We start from the raw sequence: 14,321 nt of genomic DNA on the forward strand, positions 1-14,321 counted from the left end.
GGGGTGTAGCTCCAATTGGCAGAGCAGCGGATTCCAAATCCGCGTGTTGGGAGTTCGAATCTCTCCACCCCTGCCACATTCAAGGCTCTAGTCGAAAGACTGGAGCCTTTTTCGTTATATGCCTCTAATTGGCAGAGCCATGGATTCCCCGAATACCCAAAAAAAGCGCGGTTGGGGCAAAGTTTTCGAATCTCTCTTAAGGTCCTAGTTGAAGGGCTAGAGCTTTCTACCATTTTCTAAAGCCTCGACAGAAATGTCGGGGCTTTTTGTGTTTTGTTATTTATGCAAGGGGAGCTTGGAGGTGTTAATACTTAACACATTTTACGTTTTCTGGACGGCAGAACATTGCGCTCTGAGCTTCATTACAATCTTCTACAGCCTTGGTAACGGCGCGTCCCCGACTCGATGATCGACCGATATATTCATTGCCGAAGGCAGCTAATTGGCATTGGTACATATGATTATTATTGCTTTGATATTCGCGCTCTTGTTCGATTTGTTTCTGTAACCACTGGACTTGTTTGGAGAGCAGCATAATCTGCTGTTCAAGCTTAGCTATTCTGTTTTCATTGCGATCTTGGTTGGATGCAATGCTTGGTGCAGATAATAGAAGTAGCGTGACTGAGAGTATGAGTGCTTTTTTCATAAGGTATAACTAAACAGTGTTTTATTGTTTGTAAAGGTTAGCAAACTTGCCTGAAATAGCCAATCCATAGTGTAATCGCGTTTTAGCGAATAGGTTTGGGTAAACTGTTTTAGGTGTAAGTTCATGCTTGTTAAAGCTGATGTGATTTAATCTTGATTTTAAAAAGTGTGATCTTACTCCAAATGGTGTGTTTATTATTTTTATCAAGTAGCTAGACTAATGAGTTTTAGATATTGGCTAATTTATTAGTCAGTAGAGTATAGAAATTAGGCATAAATGGGTGGGTAATAGATAGCAGGAGTGGTATCTTGTGGGCTTTGAAAATAACTCACATTGGAGTCAACATGCCTCATCTTCGTTTCCGTGCTGTGGAGTTTGATACTGTAAAATCACTGTCAACAGCATTAGTGGATGATCTTCAGCCTTTGATGGCTTGTCCTCGCGAAGATTTCACAATCGAGCATATTTCAACAACCTTCATTTTTGATGGTGATGTTTCTGATGCCTATCCATTTGTCGAAGTATTTTGGTTTGATCGAGGCCAGGATGTTCAGGATCAGGTTGCCCGTAAGGTCACGGACGCTGTTCGTCTTGCATTAGAAGAGCCGGAGCAAGATGTTGCTGTTATCTTCACTGCTCTTAAGCCGCATGCGTATTATGATAACGGCGAGCATTATTAATCAATTGAATTTTTTCTGTTTACTGTTTATGGCAGATCCGTGGCCAGGGGTTCTTTTGTTCCAAAAAAGGTAATTATGATGTCGCGCTATACAAAAGTTGTTGCTGGATTGGGAGTAGTCGCAGGAGCGTTGGGTGTCGGTGCATTGAATTGGTCATTTGATGTGGCAGATGCTCCGGAAGTTAGTGCAAATGTACTGGCGCCTCAATTTTCTTATCGCTGTATAGAGAGCGATATTGCAATGCCTTTAGATACTGATGGTCAGTTCACTGTCTCGGTGTGGAATATTTATAAACAGCAACGGGAAAATTGGCGTACAGCGCTGGATAATTTTTCACAGGACAGTGAGCTGGTGTTGCTTCAGGAAGCTAGCCTGAATCCGGGTCTGAGAGATTATTTGGATGATTCTTCCTGGAAAGTACGAATGGCGAATGCCTTTAAGTTTATGAACACTCCGGCAGGGGTTATGAACCTATCCAGTGTGAATGCCAAGAAAACCTGCGCTTATCTGGCTATGGAACCTTGGATCCGTTTACCTAAATCAGCTTTGTTGTCTGAGTTTGCATTATCTGATGGCAGTACCTTGGTTGTCGTTAACTTGCATGGGGTGAATTTTGCTTTTGGGCTTGATGAGTATCGTGAGCAGCTAAATAGCCTTAAGTCGGTACTGACCCTGCATGACGGGCCAATTATTTTGGCTGGGGACTTTAATACTTGGCGACAGGCCCGTATGGATGCCGTTAATGATTTCGCAGCAAGTCTTGGGCTTAGTGATGTTCACTTGCGGGAAGATCAGCGGGTGAAGATTTTAGGTAAACCGCTGGATCATCTGTACTACCGTGACTTAAGTCTTTTGGGGGCTGAGGCTCCTAAAACTAATGCCTCTGATCATAACCCGATCATTGCCAGCTTTAGTCTGCAATAATCATCAGTTGCTAACTCGTTACAGTTAAAGCTTGCAACGTGAATGGGCCGGCAAATAGCAAGCATGCTGTAAAGTCGTCGTTTGTGGGGAAGTGGAATACACTCCCCCGCACGATGAATGAGCTTTTATGAGGCGTTACACACTTACCTTCGTGACATCGACATATAGCTTCAGCTTTTGGCCTGGTTTGAGGTATTTTTGGCCTTTGATTTGATTCCACTTCACCACATCTGACACTTTTACTTTGTATCGCTTGGCAATGGTACTAAGGTTATCGCCCGAACGAACTTCATAGAAAATTGTGCGGATCACACCGCCGTTTTGGGTGTCTTTCCAAAGCGTCAGTTTTTGTCCGACACGAAGTGGTTTGCTCTTATTGATACCGTTCCATTTGGTGATTTGAGCAATAGAGACTTTCTGGCTACGTGCAATTGTCCATAGGCTATCCCCCGGCTGAACTTGATAGATAATACGGTAGCCGCCGCCATGTTTTTTTTGTGTTCTGGCCGCAAGGAGAGCCGAAATAGTCTCGCCGTCTTTCATTGCAACCGGGATCAGGATATGACGGCCAACTCGGATGTTGGTACCGGTCATATTGTTAGCCTGCTGGATCTGCTTGGTCGTCGTCTGGTGCCTATGAGCTAGCACACTTAATGTATCGCCAGATTTAACCTTGTAGCGAACGACTTTCATTCCCTGACGACCATTTTTCTCGAATGCTTTGTTGAAGCGCGCGGCATTGTCGATAGGTAATAGCAGGTGGTTCGGGCCACTTGGGGCTGTTGCCCAATGATTATAGGCCGGGTTGAGGTTTTGTAATTCTTTAAGCTTCATACCGGCATAGTCGGCAGCCATCGCCAGATCCATTTGGGTTCCTGGCTTGATAATAGTGACTGCTGGCTTGTTCGTAATCGCCGGTACAGTGATACCGTATTTGGCCTGGTTCTTGATGACATCGGCAACTGCCAGCAGTTTAGGAACATAGCCGCTGGTTTCGTTCGGGAGATCCAGAGACCAGAAGTCGGTTGGTTTACCGGCGGCCTTATTATGGCGGATGGCACGGAAGACTCGGCCTTCACCGGTATTGTATGCTGCCAGCGCATGCAGCCAGTTACCATCAAATTTACGGTTTAGGTATTCCAGAAGATCCAGAGCTGCCTGAGTGGATTCTACAACATCACGGCGACCGTCATACCACCAGTTCTGCTCTAAACCAAAGCGACGCCCTGTATCAGGGATAATTTGCCATAGACCGGCAGCTCGGCCATGGGAGTAGGCAAATTGGTCAAATGAACTTTCAACAATAGGCAGGAGTGCAAGTTCCAGGGGAAGGTTACGTTTTTCGATTTCTTCTGTGATGTAGTGCAGGAAAGGTTCTGCACGTTCGGCAACGGTTTTCAAATGGCCCGGATAGCGTAAATACCAGTTACGGTAATACTGTACACGCTTATTATCCGGGATATCCGCTGCCAGTTGCATGCTGATGCGTTGCCACAAATCTTCCTGCTCTTGTGGTGTAGGAACTTTTACTGTTTCAATAACGACAGGTTCAACTGTTTTTTCTGGCGCAGTTACAGCTGCCGGTGTGGCAGTAGTCTGTATTTGAACGGGCGTTTCTTTCTCGTTTTTATTGGTATTTTTCTGTTCTTCTGCTGTATTTGTATTGGTATTTTTCTGTTCTTCTGCTGTATTTGTCGTGTTTGTAATTTGGCAACCAGCCAGTAATAGCGCACTTGCTAAAAAAAATCGGGATTTCATGGAACCTGCCTAAAGCCAAAATAGTCCGTGATGATACTGTCCTAACTACCTTGGAGACAAGTGATGAAGGTCAAAATTCGTCTTTCCAGCGGCGCAGTGCGGCAAAGGTTTCCAGATCGCTATCGTCAAATGCTTTATCTGCCACTGATTTTTTGATGCTGGACTGATCGCAGCGTAAAAATGGATTGATTAATTTTTCCTGCCTTAGCGTCGACGGGATAGTACTGACTCCATGCGCACGAAGTCGGCTGACTTCTTCACGGTAGCGCTGCAGATGCGGGTTGTCCTGCTCAGCAACAAGCGCAAAGGCTAGGTTACTGCTGGTGTATTCGTGGGCACAGTAAACCTCGGTTTCATCTGGAAGGGCGGCAATTTTCTGTAGTGAGGTATACATTTGGGCCGGTGTACCTTCAAAGAGGCGTCCGCAGCCTGCTGAAAAGAGTGTATCGCCGCAGAAGAGCTTTTCGTCACCGACATAGGCAACGTGGCCCAGGGTATGGCCAGGGACGCTGATTACCATAAAGCGTTCACCAAAAATTTCGACCTGATCACCGTCGTCGACGGTCTGGGTAACACCGGGAATGGGTTCTGCGGTAGGGGCGACAATCGTGATTTGCGGGTATTTGCGCTTTAGCTCACTGATCCCACCGATATGGTCATGGTGATGATGGGTGATCAGAATGGCATCCAGTGTGAGTTGCTGTTCTTCTAACATCTTGATTACAGGTGCTGCTTCACCGGGATCAACAACAACGCAATGTTTATCTGGACTGTGAATCAACCAGATGTAATTGTCGTTAAATGCAGGTATGCTTTTTACTGTCAGCATGTAATTTGTCTCCAGCCTTTGAGGTGTTGAGCCATAACTTATGAAGCCAGCCCGCGCATTAAAAGAGATTGAACCGCCACATTCCTGGTCGCAAGTCGTCAATGGTGCATGGGCATCGGAGCTGCTACAGGCACAGCTTGACGAATGGTGGCCTAAACTGTTTGGCTACCATATGCTGAAGCTGGGTGGTTTAAGTTGTGAGTTAGCCAGTGGTTATTGTAACATTCAGCATCAAATTTGTATTGATAAGTTCAACCCACAGCATAACGTCATTGCGGATTCTTTTGCCCTTCCTTTCGTTGAAAAATCCTTCGATGCCTGCGTATTGGCCCACCAGTTAGATTACTGCCCCGATCCTCACCGTTTATTGCGTGAAGTTGACAGGGTGACGGTTGATGACGGTTATATGCTGATAAGTGGCTATAATCCAATAAGTCTTCTCGGAATGCGTGGGATATTGCCCTGGAATCGCAAGCGATATCCGTGGAAGGGGCGGATGTTTATGCCAATGCGGATAAAGGATTGGCTTGGTGTGCTTAACTATGAAGTTGTTTTCCACGAGAACTTTGCGGTATTACCGGCAACGCGCCATCAGGCCTGTCTGGCTTGGGCGGAAAACCTTTTGGTTGATACCTGTTCTTCGGTTGGTAGTATGTACTTGATTGTTGCGCGTAAGCGTACGTTTCCACTCAAGCCAATCAAGCCGACCTGGAAAATACGGCGCCAGTTAGCGCCGCTCGGGGTCAATTGCCGTACTAAGGTAAGCCAGAGAGTTAAAGGCTAGCCATTAGAGCTGTATTGGAAGCTCGTTATGCTTGGTAGCCTGTGTCGTCTTTCGACGGAGACTCAGCTGCGGTTCGGGCAAGCTCGTCACAACGCTCGTTTTCTGGATGCCCTGCGTGGCCTTTTACCCAGTGCCATTTTACTTGGTGGCGTTGGCTTTCCTCGTCGAGGCGTTGCCAGAGGTCGGCATTTTTGACTGGTTTTTTATCTGCGGTTTTCCAGCCGCGCTTTTTCCAGTTGTGGATCCACTGGGTGATTCCCTGACGAACGTACTGGCTGTCGGTTGTGAGATCAACGTGGCAGGACTCTTTCAGGCTCGAGAGGCCGACAATCGCCGCCAGCAATTCCATTCGGTTGTTGGTGGTCATGAAAAAGCCGTCACTGAGCTCTTTCTCATGCTGTTTATAGCGCAAAACAGTACCGTAGCCTCCAGGACCAGGATTTCCAAGGCAAGAACCGTCGGTGAAAATTTCTACCTGCTTAGTCATATTTGGTAGTATTCGCTTTAGGAAAAACTTTAGTCTGACACAATCGCTACTATGAAAGCCACTAACGAACGTATAATTGTATTCGATACCGAAACAACCGGTATGAATATGACCGGCCCTCACTATGAAGGGCACCGTATTATTGAAATCGGTGCGGTTGAGATTATCAACCGTAAACTGACTGGCAACAGTTTTCACGTTTACATCAAACCGGATCGGGAAATCGATGCTGAAGCGGTTGATGTTCACGGTATTACAGATGAATTTTTGCTAGATAAACCGTCTTATAAAGATATCCATGAAGAATTTATGGAGTTTATTCGCGGGGCGGAGCTGGTGGCTCACAACGCGCCCTTCGATATCGGCTTCATGGATTACGAGTTTAGTAAGCTGGGTCGGCCGATAGGTAAGACGGAAGATTTTTGCAAGGTGACCGATACCCTGGAAATGGCCAAGCGGCTTTTTCCGGGGAAAAGAAACAACCTTGATGTGCTTTGTTCCCGTTACGGTATAGATAACTCGCACCGTACTCTCCACGGGGCATTGCTCGATGCCGAGATCCTGGCAGATGTTTATCTGATGATGACCGGTGGCCAGACATCGCTGGCACTGAGTTCCGGTAACAGCGATAGTGATGACGGTGCAGAAAGTACGATCCGGCGTCTGGCTTCAGGAAGAAAAGCGCTAAAGATCATCCGTGCATCGGCCGATGAATTACAAGCGCATGAATCGCGCTTGGATATTATCGAGAAAAAAGGTGACGTCTCGCTTTGGCGTCAATAGGTGTTATATGCGGTGGTTATTACTTCTGGTGATGTTGCTCCCGGTGCTGTCTTGGGCGAAAGACAGTACCGCTATGTCGTGGCTGGATAACCGCTTTCGTGTGGATCCAACGGTGGAGCAGGTCTCGTTTGTTGTTAAGCGAGAGGTAGACAGTCGCTCGGTAGTGTTGGTGCGTCCTGATGGGGTGAAATATTACTCCTGGCGCCATCCTGAGAATGTGTCCTGGTACGATGAACCCGGGATGGACATTATTTCTATTGAGAAGCCGATGCCCGGCCCTTGGCAAGCTGTAGGTAAGGTGACTCCGACTAATCAGGTGACGGTTTTGTCGGATTTGAAGCTCGAGGTGGCTAATTTGCCGTCTAGGCTGTATCAATCTGAAACGTTGAAGTTTACAGCTCGCCTTACTCAGGGCGGGAAGTTACTGACCGCGCATGATTTCCTTGACCGCCTTAAGTTATCGGTGGTGTTTTACGAATTTGTCGAGGATGTTGAAAGCTTGCCGAAAGAGGCACGGCCGGGGCCGATAGTGCTGGGGGAGTTTGCTGACGACGGGCTGGATTTTGATGAAGTTCCGGGTGACGGGGTCTTTACTGTTGCTCTGCCTATCGACATTATGCCGGGTAAATATCGCGTTAAGCTCAACTCAGGCAACGGAATTTTTCTGCGAACGGTTGAGCAGCAGGTGCTTATTTATCCTCCGCCAATGACAGCTAGCTTTATCCAGGGACGCGGGGCGAATGAGTCGCATCAGGTTGTTGTCGAGACCGAGGAAGGAGCTTTGCTGCCTGGCTCGTTAGCCGCTCATATCGAACAGGAGGACACGGAAGGTAAGGTGATTATCAGTCAGCAACATGCGCTTACCGATGAAGACGGACTGAAGGTTAGGTTGCCTAACGGAAAGTTGCCAGGCAGTTATGCGTGGTCTGGATGGTTATATGCGACGGATAATTTTAACAACCGTGAACTTATCTTTAAATTGCCGAAGAACCACTTTGCAGTGATGGCAGAGTTGCAGCTGGACCGTAATCTTGAAGAATTCCGGGCTCAGCAGGAAGCAAAAGCGAAGCGGGCTGAAATGCAGCGCTTGGAGGAAGAAAAACAGGCAGCTCGCACCAAGGCGTTGAAAGTTATTCTTGTCGTTAATCTTTTGATTGTTGTGCTGGTGGTGGCGATTAGCTTCCTGTGGCGCAAACGTAAATTGAAGAAAGTGCTGGAAGATAAGTCGCTGGTGGTGCCAGCGCCTTAAGTGGTTTTGCAAACAAACCAGAAATAAAAAGGGAAGCGAATGCTTCCCTTTTTTCATTCGACCTTGATTAAATCAGGCCGCAATATTTTTATTTTTTTCACCTGGTTGGTAAGGCTTTGCCGCCAGTTCTTCCGGATCGAAATCATCGACATTGATGGTACGCATTCGACCTTCTTCAGCCCGACATAGTAGTTCTGCTTCTTCCTCGTTTATGGCATTGAGCTTCAGTCCTTTCGCTGCCAGCTGGTCAAGCTGCATGAATGGGAATTTCTTTCCTGCGGCCTGGCAGATTCGGTCATAGATAGGCTCTGATGCGAGGATATCTTTTAGTGCCAGTTCAATCATACCGACCGCATTATTTTCAGTTGCTTCAAGGAACTGACCTCGGCCAATCCGGCTGCGAGTTTCGCAAGGAGTTTGGATAATACGGGCGAGTTTATGATCCAGCTTATCCGTTGGCTTAACCCGGCCCTGACCAAGAGGGAAGATTAGCGCGCTCAGCATTACAGCAATAGGGCGGTTCGGAAAGTTACGCAGGAACTCGCTAAGTGCTTCTTGTGTTTGGTATAGGGCATCCTGTAACCCCCAGTGGACAATTGGCAGATCATCTTGCTTATATCCCTCATCGGCATAGCGTTTTAGGGTAGCCGATGCCAAGTAAAGCTGGCTCAATACATCCCCTAGGCGGGCAGACAGGCGTTCTTTTCGCTTGAGCGAACCGCCAAGCACGGCCATTGAAATGTCGGCCAGTAGTGCTAGGTTTGCACTGTAACGGTTGAGCTGCTGGTAGTAGCGGGCCGTTGCATCCTTACGGGGAGCCGATGAGCCACGACCATCTGTCAGGCCAAACCAGAAAGAGCGAACCATATTACTGATCACAAAGCCGACATGGCCGAACAGGGCATTATCAAAGTCATTGAGAGCCTTATCCGTATCATCATTATAGGCAGCATCCATTTCATCCAAGACATAAGGATGGCAACGGATTGCCCCCTGACCGAAGATGATCATTGAGCGGGTCAGGATATTAGCCCCTTCGACGGTTACTGCAATCGGCGCTCCCTGATAGCCGCGAGCGAGGAAGTTGCTCGGACCCATGCAGATCCCTTTACCGCCGACAATATCCATCGCATCAATGACACTGCGCTGACCGCGGTGGGTACAGTGGTATTTGACGATGGCTGAAATGACGGATGGCTTTTCACCCAGATCGATACCTGAAACAGTCAGGCTGCTGGCTGAATCCAGGACATAGGCATTACCGGTAATACGTGCCAGTGGCTCTTCAATCCCTTCCATCTTACCTATTGGTAGTTTGAACTGGCGACGGATACGGGAATAGGCTCCGGTTGCCATGGCAACGGTTTTTATGCCACCGGTCGAGTTTGATGGCAGGGTAATACCGCGTCCGACGGAGAGGCATTCGACCAGCATACGCCAGCCCTGACCGGCCATTTCTTTGCCGCCGATGATGAAATCGATAGGTACGAAGACCTTGTTGCCTAGAGTCGGGCCATTTTGGAACGGAATGTTGAGCGGGAAGTGGCGGCGGCCAATATCGACACCGTCGATGTCGGTCGGGATCAGTGCACAGGTGATTCCCAGTTCTTCTTCGTCACCAAGCAGGTGATCCGGGTCAAAAAGTTTAAAGGCCAGACCGAGTACGGTGGCAACCGGAGCCAGGGTGATGTAACGCTTATTCCAGGTCAGCTCCATCCCCAGAACTTCTTCTCCTTGCCACATGCCTTTTTTCACGATACCGAAATCAGGAATTGAACCGGCATCAGAGCCAGCTTCCGGGCTGGTAAGAGCAAAGCAGGGAACTTCCTTACCCTCGGCAAGGCGAGGTAGATAATGGTCTTTCTGATCTTTGGTTCCGTAGTGCTGGAGCAATTCGCCCGGACCAAGTGAGTTCGGTACACCGACGGTTGAAGAAAGTACGCCGGAGACACCGGTGAGTTTTTGCAGCACCAGAGATTGCGCATACGCAGAAAACTCCAGACCACCGTATTCTTTTTTGATGATCATGGCGAAAAATTTGTGATCTTTCAGGTATTGCCAGACTTCAGGAGATAAGTCTGCAAGTTCATGGGTAACCTGGTAGTCATTAACCATGCGGCAGACTTCATTGACCGGCCCGTTAAGGAAGGCTTTCTCTTCGGCACTCAGACGAGGAGCCGGAATATCATGCAGCTTGTTCCAGTCAGGTGCACCACGGAACAAGTCCGCTTCCCACCAGACAGTGCCAGCATCAATGGCTTCTTTCTCCGTGCGCGACATTTCAGGCATCACACTCTTGAATGCTTTTAGAGCCGGTTTACTTAGCAGGTTTTTTCGTAATGAAATCACATTAATCGGTACAGCAACCAGCAGGAAAGCTATCCAGCTGTATTGACCTACGATATCCAGAACAGAGCCTAGTGCCAGCATGGCAACGAAGGCGGCAGTATAGGTTCGGAGGTTAGCTCGGTGGTACGCGAGTACACCGGCTATACCAATTAGCCCAAGTAGGTACACAAGTGTAACCATGATGATTCTCCTTATCGGGGCGTTGATTTTTTTATTTTCTGGGTATGCTTTATGCAAGGTAAGAGGTCTTACCACTTGTTGTAATTGTAAGGGGATTTTTAAATAATTGTAAAATTAATTTCCAGGCTGAAAGTGGGGCGTTACGTGGAAATGTCTTGCTATCCCTTGTTACAAAAGGGATTGATCAAGATCAGTGAGATGAAAAAATGTACTTGCGAAAAATAGTCATACAATTAAGATCGTTTCCCAGTGTGATGCCGTTCACGTTATTCCTGAGTTTGACATCGACGTCAATTTAGGGTGTGGATGACTCCATGAGTCATTTGTTGCCTTTCCCGAACTCCGACTGACAATTGCCCGCCGGTTCCCTCATTCGGGATGACAGCTTTATTCCTATTTTTTCTTTTGTACGTATGTGCAGGGGTTTGTCGTGTTGTTATTTCATGCTTTAAAGCAAGCGTTGCGGGAAGGTTTTTCATTTTCTGCGTTGCGTTCCGATATTGTTGCTGGTGTTACTGTTGGTGTTGTTGCGATCCCGTTAGGGATGGCGTTAGCGATTGCTGTGGGAGTTCCACCTCAGCATGGCCTTTATACGGTGATTGTTGCCGGTTTGCTGGCTGCTTTGTTTGGCGGTTCACGTTTTAATATTACAGGCCCTACGGCGGCCTTTGTGGTGATCCTGCTGCCTATTACTCAGCAGTATGGCCTGTCCGGTTTGATGCTGGCGACGCTGATGTCCGGTGTGATTTTGCTGTTGATGGGCGTGATGCGTCTGGGCCAGCTGGTGGCTTATGTACCGTATCCGGTCACGACAGGTTTTACTGCGGGGATCGGTTTGGTTATCGCGTTTCTTCAGCTTAAAGATTTGCTGGGACTGACTGTTGAGGGAAGTCCTATACATTTCCCGGAAAAAGTGATGGCTTATGCCAGTGCCTTGCCTTCGACAAATTACACTGATGCGGTGGTAGGGCTGGCAACAATTGCGGCCTTTATTTTATGGGCGAAGCTGAAAACCCGTCTGCCTGCCCATGTGGTAGCTCTGGCAGCCGGTACGGTGCTGGCTTTTGTGTTTAACCAGTGGGGAGTAAGCCATGTCAGCCTGCTGGGAGAAAAATTCCAGTACCAGATTGGTGATTTAATTGGTCATGGCATCCCGCAGGTATTGCCTCAGTTTGTGATGCCTTGGCAAGACGCCGCCTTTGGCTGGGATTTAGTGGTTGAGTTGTTGCCTGCGGCCTTTACTATTGCGATGCTTGGTTGCATTGAATCTTTGCTGTGTGCGGTTGTTGCTGATGGTATGACAGGTACCAAGCATAACCCGAATGCGGAGCTGGTAGGCCAAGGCTTGGCTAATATGGTGGTGCCTTTCTTTGGTGGTATTCCGGCTACAGCGGCTATTGCCCGTACCGCAACTAACATTCGTGCCGGCGCATTTTCTCCGGTTTCGGCTATTATCCATGCCCTGTTTGTATTGGCGGCGATGATTGTACTGGCGCCGATGCTTTCTTATATTCCGATGAGTGCTCTGGCTGGTTTGCTGATCATGGTGGCATGGAATATGTCGGAAGCGCCGCACTTCGTTCATACCCTGAAAGTGGCTCCTCGTCGTGATGTCGCGGTATTGCTAACCTGCTTTACCTTGACTGTGGTATTCGACATGGTGGTTGCAGTTGTTGTTGGCCTGTTGCTGGCAAGCTTATTGTTTATCCAGCGCATTGCCACCCTGACCAATGTGACGGTGGTTAATCGTGAGCACGAGCACCTGGATTTCGGTGATGATGTGGTGGTTTATGACATCAACGGCCCGCTATTTTTTGCAGCCAGCGAGAAAGCTTTCAATATGATTGAACTTTCCGGGGCAGAGACTAAAGCGGTGGTGCTTGATTTCAGCGATGTGACTATGATGGATATTACTGCTATTCATGCCTTTGAAAGTGCTTTAGACCGGATTCACCAGTACCCGGTGATTCTGTTGGGTGTGGCAGCGAATGTTGAGAAAAAACTGGCCACTGCCGGTGTTCTTAATGCTGATAACATCTTGCTTTACTCGTCAGCACCGTTATTACGTGAGCATTTGGCATCAAACCATCACAATCTGCTCTCTCAGGAGTCGACACCTTCGCCTGTTTCTTTGTACACTGCAAGCGAAGGCGCATAAATGTTTAGCCGGGTGCGCCCGGCTGGACGATAATATTGTATGAATAACCTGAGATTAGCCTATGTACCAAGATTTGATTCGTGCAGAACTGAATGAAGCCGCAGAAGTTCTGAACCGCTTTTTAAGCGATGACAAGAACATTGCAGATATCGAAGCCGCTGCCAAACTGTTGGCAAAGTCGTTCAAGCAAGGTGGCAAGGTGCTGTCTTGCGGTAATGGCGGCTCACACTGTGATGCAATGCATTTTGCCGAAGAGCTGACAGGACGCTATCGTGATAACCGTCCGGGATATCCGGGTATTGCGATTTCAGATCCTAGCCACCTTTCTTGTGTAAGTAATGACTTCGGTTATGACCACGTGTTCTCGCGTTACCTTGAAGCGGTCGGTGCACAGGGCGATGTATTGTTCGGTCTGTCAACGTCAGGCAACTCGGGTAATATTCTGAAGGCGATTGAGGCGGCGAAGGTCAAGGGAATGAAGACCATTGCCCTGACAGGCAAAGACGGCGGCAAGATGGCTGGTTTGGCTGATGTGGAGATTCGCGTACCACATTTTGGTTATGCAGACCGCATTCAGGAAGTGCATATCAAAATTATCCATATTTTGATCATGCTGGTTGAAAAAGAGATGGCTTCAAGCTAACTGGACAAAGAGGTCATAACGGACAATGTGTGAACTGCTTGGCATGAGCGCCAATGTGCCAACGGATATTTGTTTCAGCTTTACCGGCTTGATGCAGCGAGGCGGTAATACCGGCCCACATCGTGATGGTTGGGGGATTACGTTTTATGAAGGGCGTGGTTTCCGTACCTTCAAAGACCCTAATCCGAGCTGTCGCTCGCGTATTGCTGAACTGGTTCAGGAATACCCGATCAAAAGTTGTGCGGTGATCAGCCATATCCGGCAGGCGAACCGAGGGGGAGTCAGTCTTGAAAATACCCACCCGTTTACTCGTGAGCTATGGGGGCGTTACTGGACCTTTGCCCATAACGGACAGCTGACAGGCTACGATGAACTTGATACCGGTCGGTTTAGTCCGGTAGGCCAGACTGACAGTGAAAAAGCATTTTGCTGGTTGTTGAACCAACTTGACTCGCGCTTTCCTGTTTTGCCTGAAGACCTCGAACAGGTCTTTGAATTTGTCGCCAAGAGTTGTGATCAGCTGCGTAAACTCGGGGTCTACAATATGTTGCTGAGTGATGGTGAGTACGTACTTACCTACTGCACTAACAATTTGCACTGGATCACCCGGCGGGCACCTTTTGGTCAGGCTTCATTGATTGATGAAGATGTGACGATTGATTTCCAGAAGGAAACAACGCCGAATGATGTTGTGACGGTGATTGCGACCCAGCCACTGACCAATGATGAAAATTGGCACAAGATGCAAGTAGGGGAGTTCAACATGTTCCATTTTGGTGAGCAGATATATAATCGGACTTTATAGGCAGCCCCGGCCCTAGAAAAAACGCGACCCTGAGGTCGCGTTTTTT

General features: G+C 48.1%; 13 protein-coding genes. 8 read left to right on the forward strand and 5 right to left on the reverse strand.

The window, feature by feature from the left end:
* Nucleotides 1-304: 304 nt before the first annotated feature.
* Nucleotides 305-646: a hypothetical protein gene (locus Q0852_RS20845; protein WP_299021704.1), complete on the reverse strand. Its 342-nt coding sequence runs from the start codon at nucleotides 644-646 to the stop codon at nucleotides 305-307.
* A 344-nt stretch (nucleotides 647-990) separates the two neighbouring features.
* Here Q0852_RS20845 and Q0852_RS20850 point away from each other — a divergent pair, with 344 nt between their 5' ends.
* Both Q0852_RS20850 and Q0852_RS20855 read left to right on the forward strand, forming a co-directional pair.
* The gene (locus Q0852_RS20850) at nucleotides 991-1,326 is read left to right on the forward strand and encodes a DUF1904 domain-containing protein (protein WP_299021706.1); all 336 of its coding nucleotides are present in this window, start codon (nucleotides 991-993) and stop codon (nucleotides 1,324-1,326) included.
* A 78-nt stretch (nucleotides 1,327-1,404) separates the two neighbouring features.
* Complete coding sequence (locus Q0852_RS20855) at nucleotides 1,405-2,250, forward strand: endonuclease/exonuclease/phosphatase family protein (protein WP_299021708.1); 846 nt, start codon at nucleotides 1,405-1,407, stop codon at nucleotides 2,248-2,250.
* A 135-nt stretch (nucleotides 2,251-2,385) separates the two neighbouring features.
* Here the strand turns inward: Q0852_RS20855 and Q0852_RS20860 are convergent, their stop codons facing one another.
* Both Q0852_RS20860 and gloB read right to left on the reverse strand, forming a co-directional pair.
* Nucleotides 2,386-4,008, reverse strand: a complete 1,623-nt coding sequence (locus tag Q0852_RS20860; protein ID WP_299021709.1) for a LysM peptidoglycan-binding domain-containing protein — start codon at nucleotides 4,006-4,008, stop codon at nucleotides 2,386-2,388.
* 70 nt (nucleotides 4,009-4,078) lie between these two features.
* Nucleotides 4,079-4,837: a hydroxyacylglutathione hydrolase gene (gene gloB, locus Q0852_RS20865; protein ID WP_299021711.1), complete on the reverse strand. Its 759-nt coding sequence runs from the start codon at nucleotides 4,835-4,837 to the stop codon at nucleotides 4,079-4,081.
* Nucleotides 4,838-4,877: 40 nt separating this feature from the next.
* Here gloB and Q0852_RS20870 point away from each other — a divergent pair, with 40 nt between their 5' ends.
* The gene (locus Q0852_RS20870; protein WP_299021713.1) at nucleotides 4,878-5,621 is read left to right on the forward strand and encodes a class I SAM-dependent methyltransferase; all 744 of its coding nucleotides are present in this window, start codon (nucleotides 4,878-4,880) and stop codon (nucleotides 5,619-5,621) included.
* 25 nt (nucleotides 5,622-5,646) lie between these two features.
* Here the strand turns inward: Q0852_RS20870 and rnhA are convergent, their stop codons facing one another.
* Nucleotides 5,647-6,108, reverse strand: a complete 462-nt coding sequence (gene rnhA, locus Q0852_RS20875) for a ribonuclease HI (RefSeq protein ID WP_299021715.1) — start codon at nucleotides 6,106-6,108, stop codon at nucleotides 5,647-5,649.
* Between the two features lie 51 nt (nucleotides 6,109-6,159).
* Between rnhA and dnaQ the strand changes: the two genes are divergently transcribed.
* Both dnaQ and Q0852_RS20885 read left to right on the forward strand, forming a co-directional pair.
* On the forward strand, nucleotides 6,160-6,891 hold the full coding sequence (gene dnaQ, locus Q0852_RS20880; RefSeq protein WP_299021718.1) for a DNA polymerase III subunit epsilon: 732 nt from the start codon (nucleotides 6,160-6,162) through the stop codon (nucleotides 6,889-6,891).
* 7 nt (nucleotides 6,892-6,898) lie between these two features.
* Entirely contained in the window at nucleotides 6,899-8,140 is a 1,242-nt protein-coding gene (locus tag Q0852_RS20885; RefSeq protein WP_299021720.1) for a TIGR03503 family protein, read from the forward strand.
* Nucleotides 8,141-8,212: 72 nt separating this feature from the next.
* Here the strand turns inward: Q0852_RS20885 and fadE are convergent, their stop codons facing one another.
* Nucleotides 8,213-10,669 (reverse strand): acyl-CoA dehydrogenase FadE, encoded by a 2,457-nt coding sequence (fadE, locus tag Q0852_RS20890; RefSeq protein WP_299021722.1) that lies wholly within the window; start codon nucleotides 10,667-10,669, stop codon nucleotides 8,213-8,215.
* A gap of 430 nt (nucleotides 10,670-11,099) precedes the next feature.
* On the opposite strand from fadE, the gene dauA reads away from it, so the two are divergent.
* The 3 genes from dauA (at nucleotide 11,100) to Q0852_RS20905 (ending at nucleotide 14,275) form a co-directional block, all read left to right on the forward strand.
* The gene (gene dauA / locus Q0852_RS20895; protein WP_299021725.1) at nucleotides 11,100-12,827 is read left to right on the forward strand and encodes a C4-dicarboxylic acid transporter DauA; all 1,728 of its coding nucleotides are present in this window, start codon (nucleotides 11,100-11,102) and stop codon (nucleotides 12,825-12,827) included.
* Nucleotides 12,828-12,888: 61 nt separating this feature from the next.
* Nucleotides 12,889-13,470, forward strand: coding sequence for a D-sedoheptulose 7-phosphate isomerase (gene lpcA / locus Q0852_RS20900; protein WP_299021729.1), 582 nt, complete (start codon nucleotides 12,889-12,891; stop codon nucleotides 13,468-13,470).
* A gap of 25 nt (nucleotides 13,471-13,495) precedes the next feature.
* Nucleotides 13,496-14,275, forward strand: coding sequence for a class II glutamine amidotransferase (locus tag Q0852_RS20905; RefSeq protein WP_299021732.1), 780 nt, complete (start codon nucleotides 13,496-13,498; stop codon nucleotides 14,273-14,275).
* Nucleotides 14,276-14,321 lie beyond the last annotated feature (46 nt).

The sequence above is a fragment of the uncultured Photobacterium sp. genome (assembly GCF_947502415.1).
Lineage (GTDB): Bacteria > Pseudomonadota > Gammaproteobacteria > Enterobacterales > Vibrionaceae > Photobacterium.

Bases quoted from the DNA above. Each gene is read 5' to 3' on its own strand.
- Q0852_RS20845 (WP_299021704.1), bottom strand. From the start codon at position 646: ATGAAAAAAGCACTCATACTCTCAGTCACGCTACTTCTATTATCTGCA.
- Q0852_RS20850 (WP_299021706.1), top strand. From the start codon at position 991: ATGCCTCATCTTCGTTTCCGTGCTGTGGAGTTTGATACTGTAAAATCA.
- Q0852_RS20855 (WP_299021708.1), top strand. From the start codon at position 1,405: ATGTCGCGCTATACAAAAGTTGTTGCTGGATTGGGAGTAGTCGCAGGA.
- Q0852_RS20860 (WP_299021709.1), bottom strand. From the start codon at position 4,008: ATGAAATCCCGATTTTTTTTAGCAAGTGCGCTATTACTGGCTGGTTGC.
- gloB (WP_299021711.1), bottom strand. From the start codon at position 4,837: ATGCTGACAGTAAAAAGCATACCTGCATTTAACGACAATTACATCTGG.
- Q0852_RS20870 (WP_299021713.1), top strand. From the start codon at position 4,878: ATGAAGCCAGCCCGCGCATTAAAAGAGATTGAACCGCCACATTCCTGG.
- rnhA (WP_299021715.1), bottom strand. From the start codon at position 6,108: ATGACTAAGCAGGTAGAAATTTTCACCGACGGTTCTTGCCTTGGAAAT.
- dnaQ (WP_299021718.1), top strand. From the start codon at position 6,160: ATGAAAGCCACTAACGAACGTATAATTGTATTCGATACCGAAACAACC.
- Q0852_RS20885 (WP_299021720.1), top strand. From the start codon at position 6,899: ATGCGGTGGTTATTACTTCTGGTGATGTTGCTCCCGGTGCTGTCTTGG.
- fadE (WP_299021722.1), bottom strand. From the start codon at position 10,669: ATGGTTACACTTGTGTACCTACTTGGGCTAATTGGTATAGCCGGTGTA.
- lpcA (WP_299021729.1), top strand. From the start codon at position 12,889: ATGTACCAAGATTTGATTCGTGCAGAACTGAATGAAGCCGCAGAAGTT.
- Q0852_RS20905 (WP_299021732.1), top strand. From the start codon at position 13,496: ATGTGTGAACTGCTTGGCATGAGCGCCAATGTGCCAACGGATATTTGT.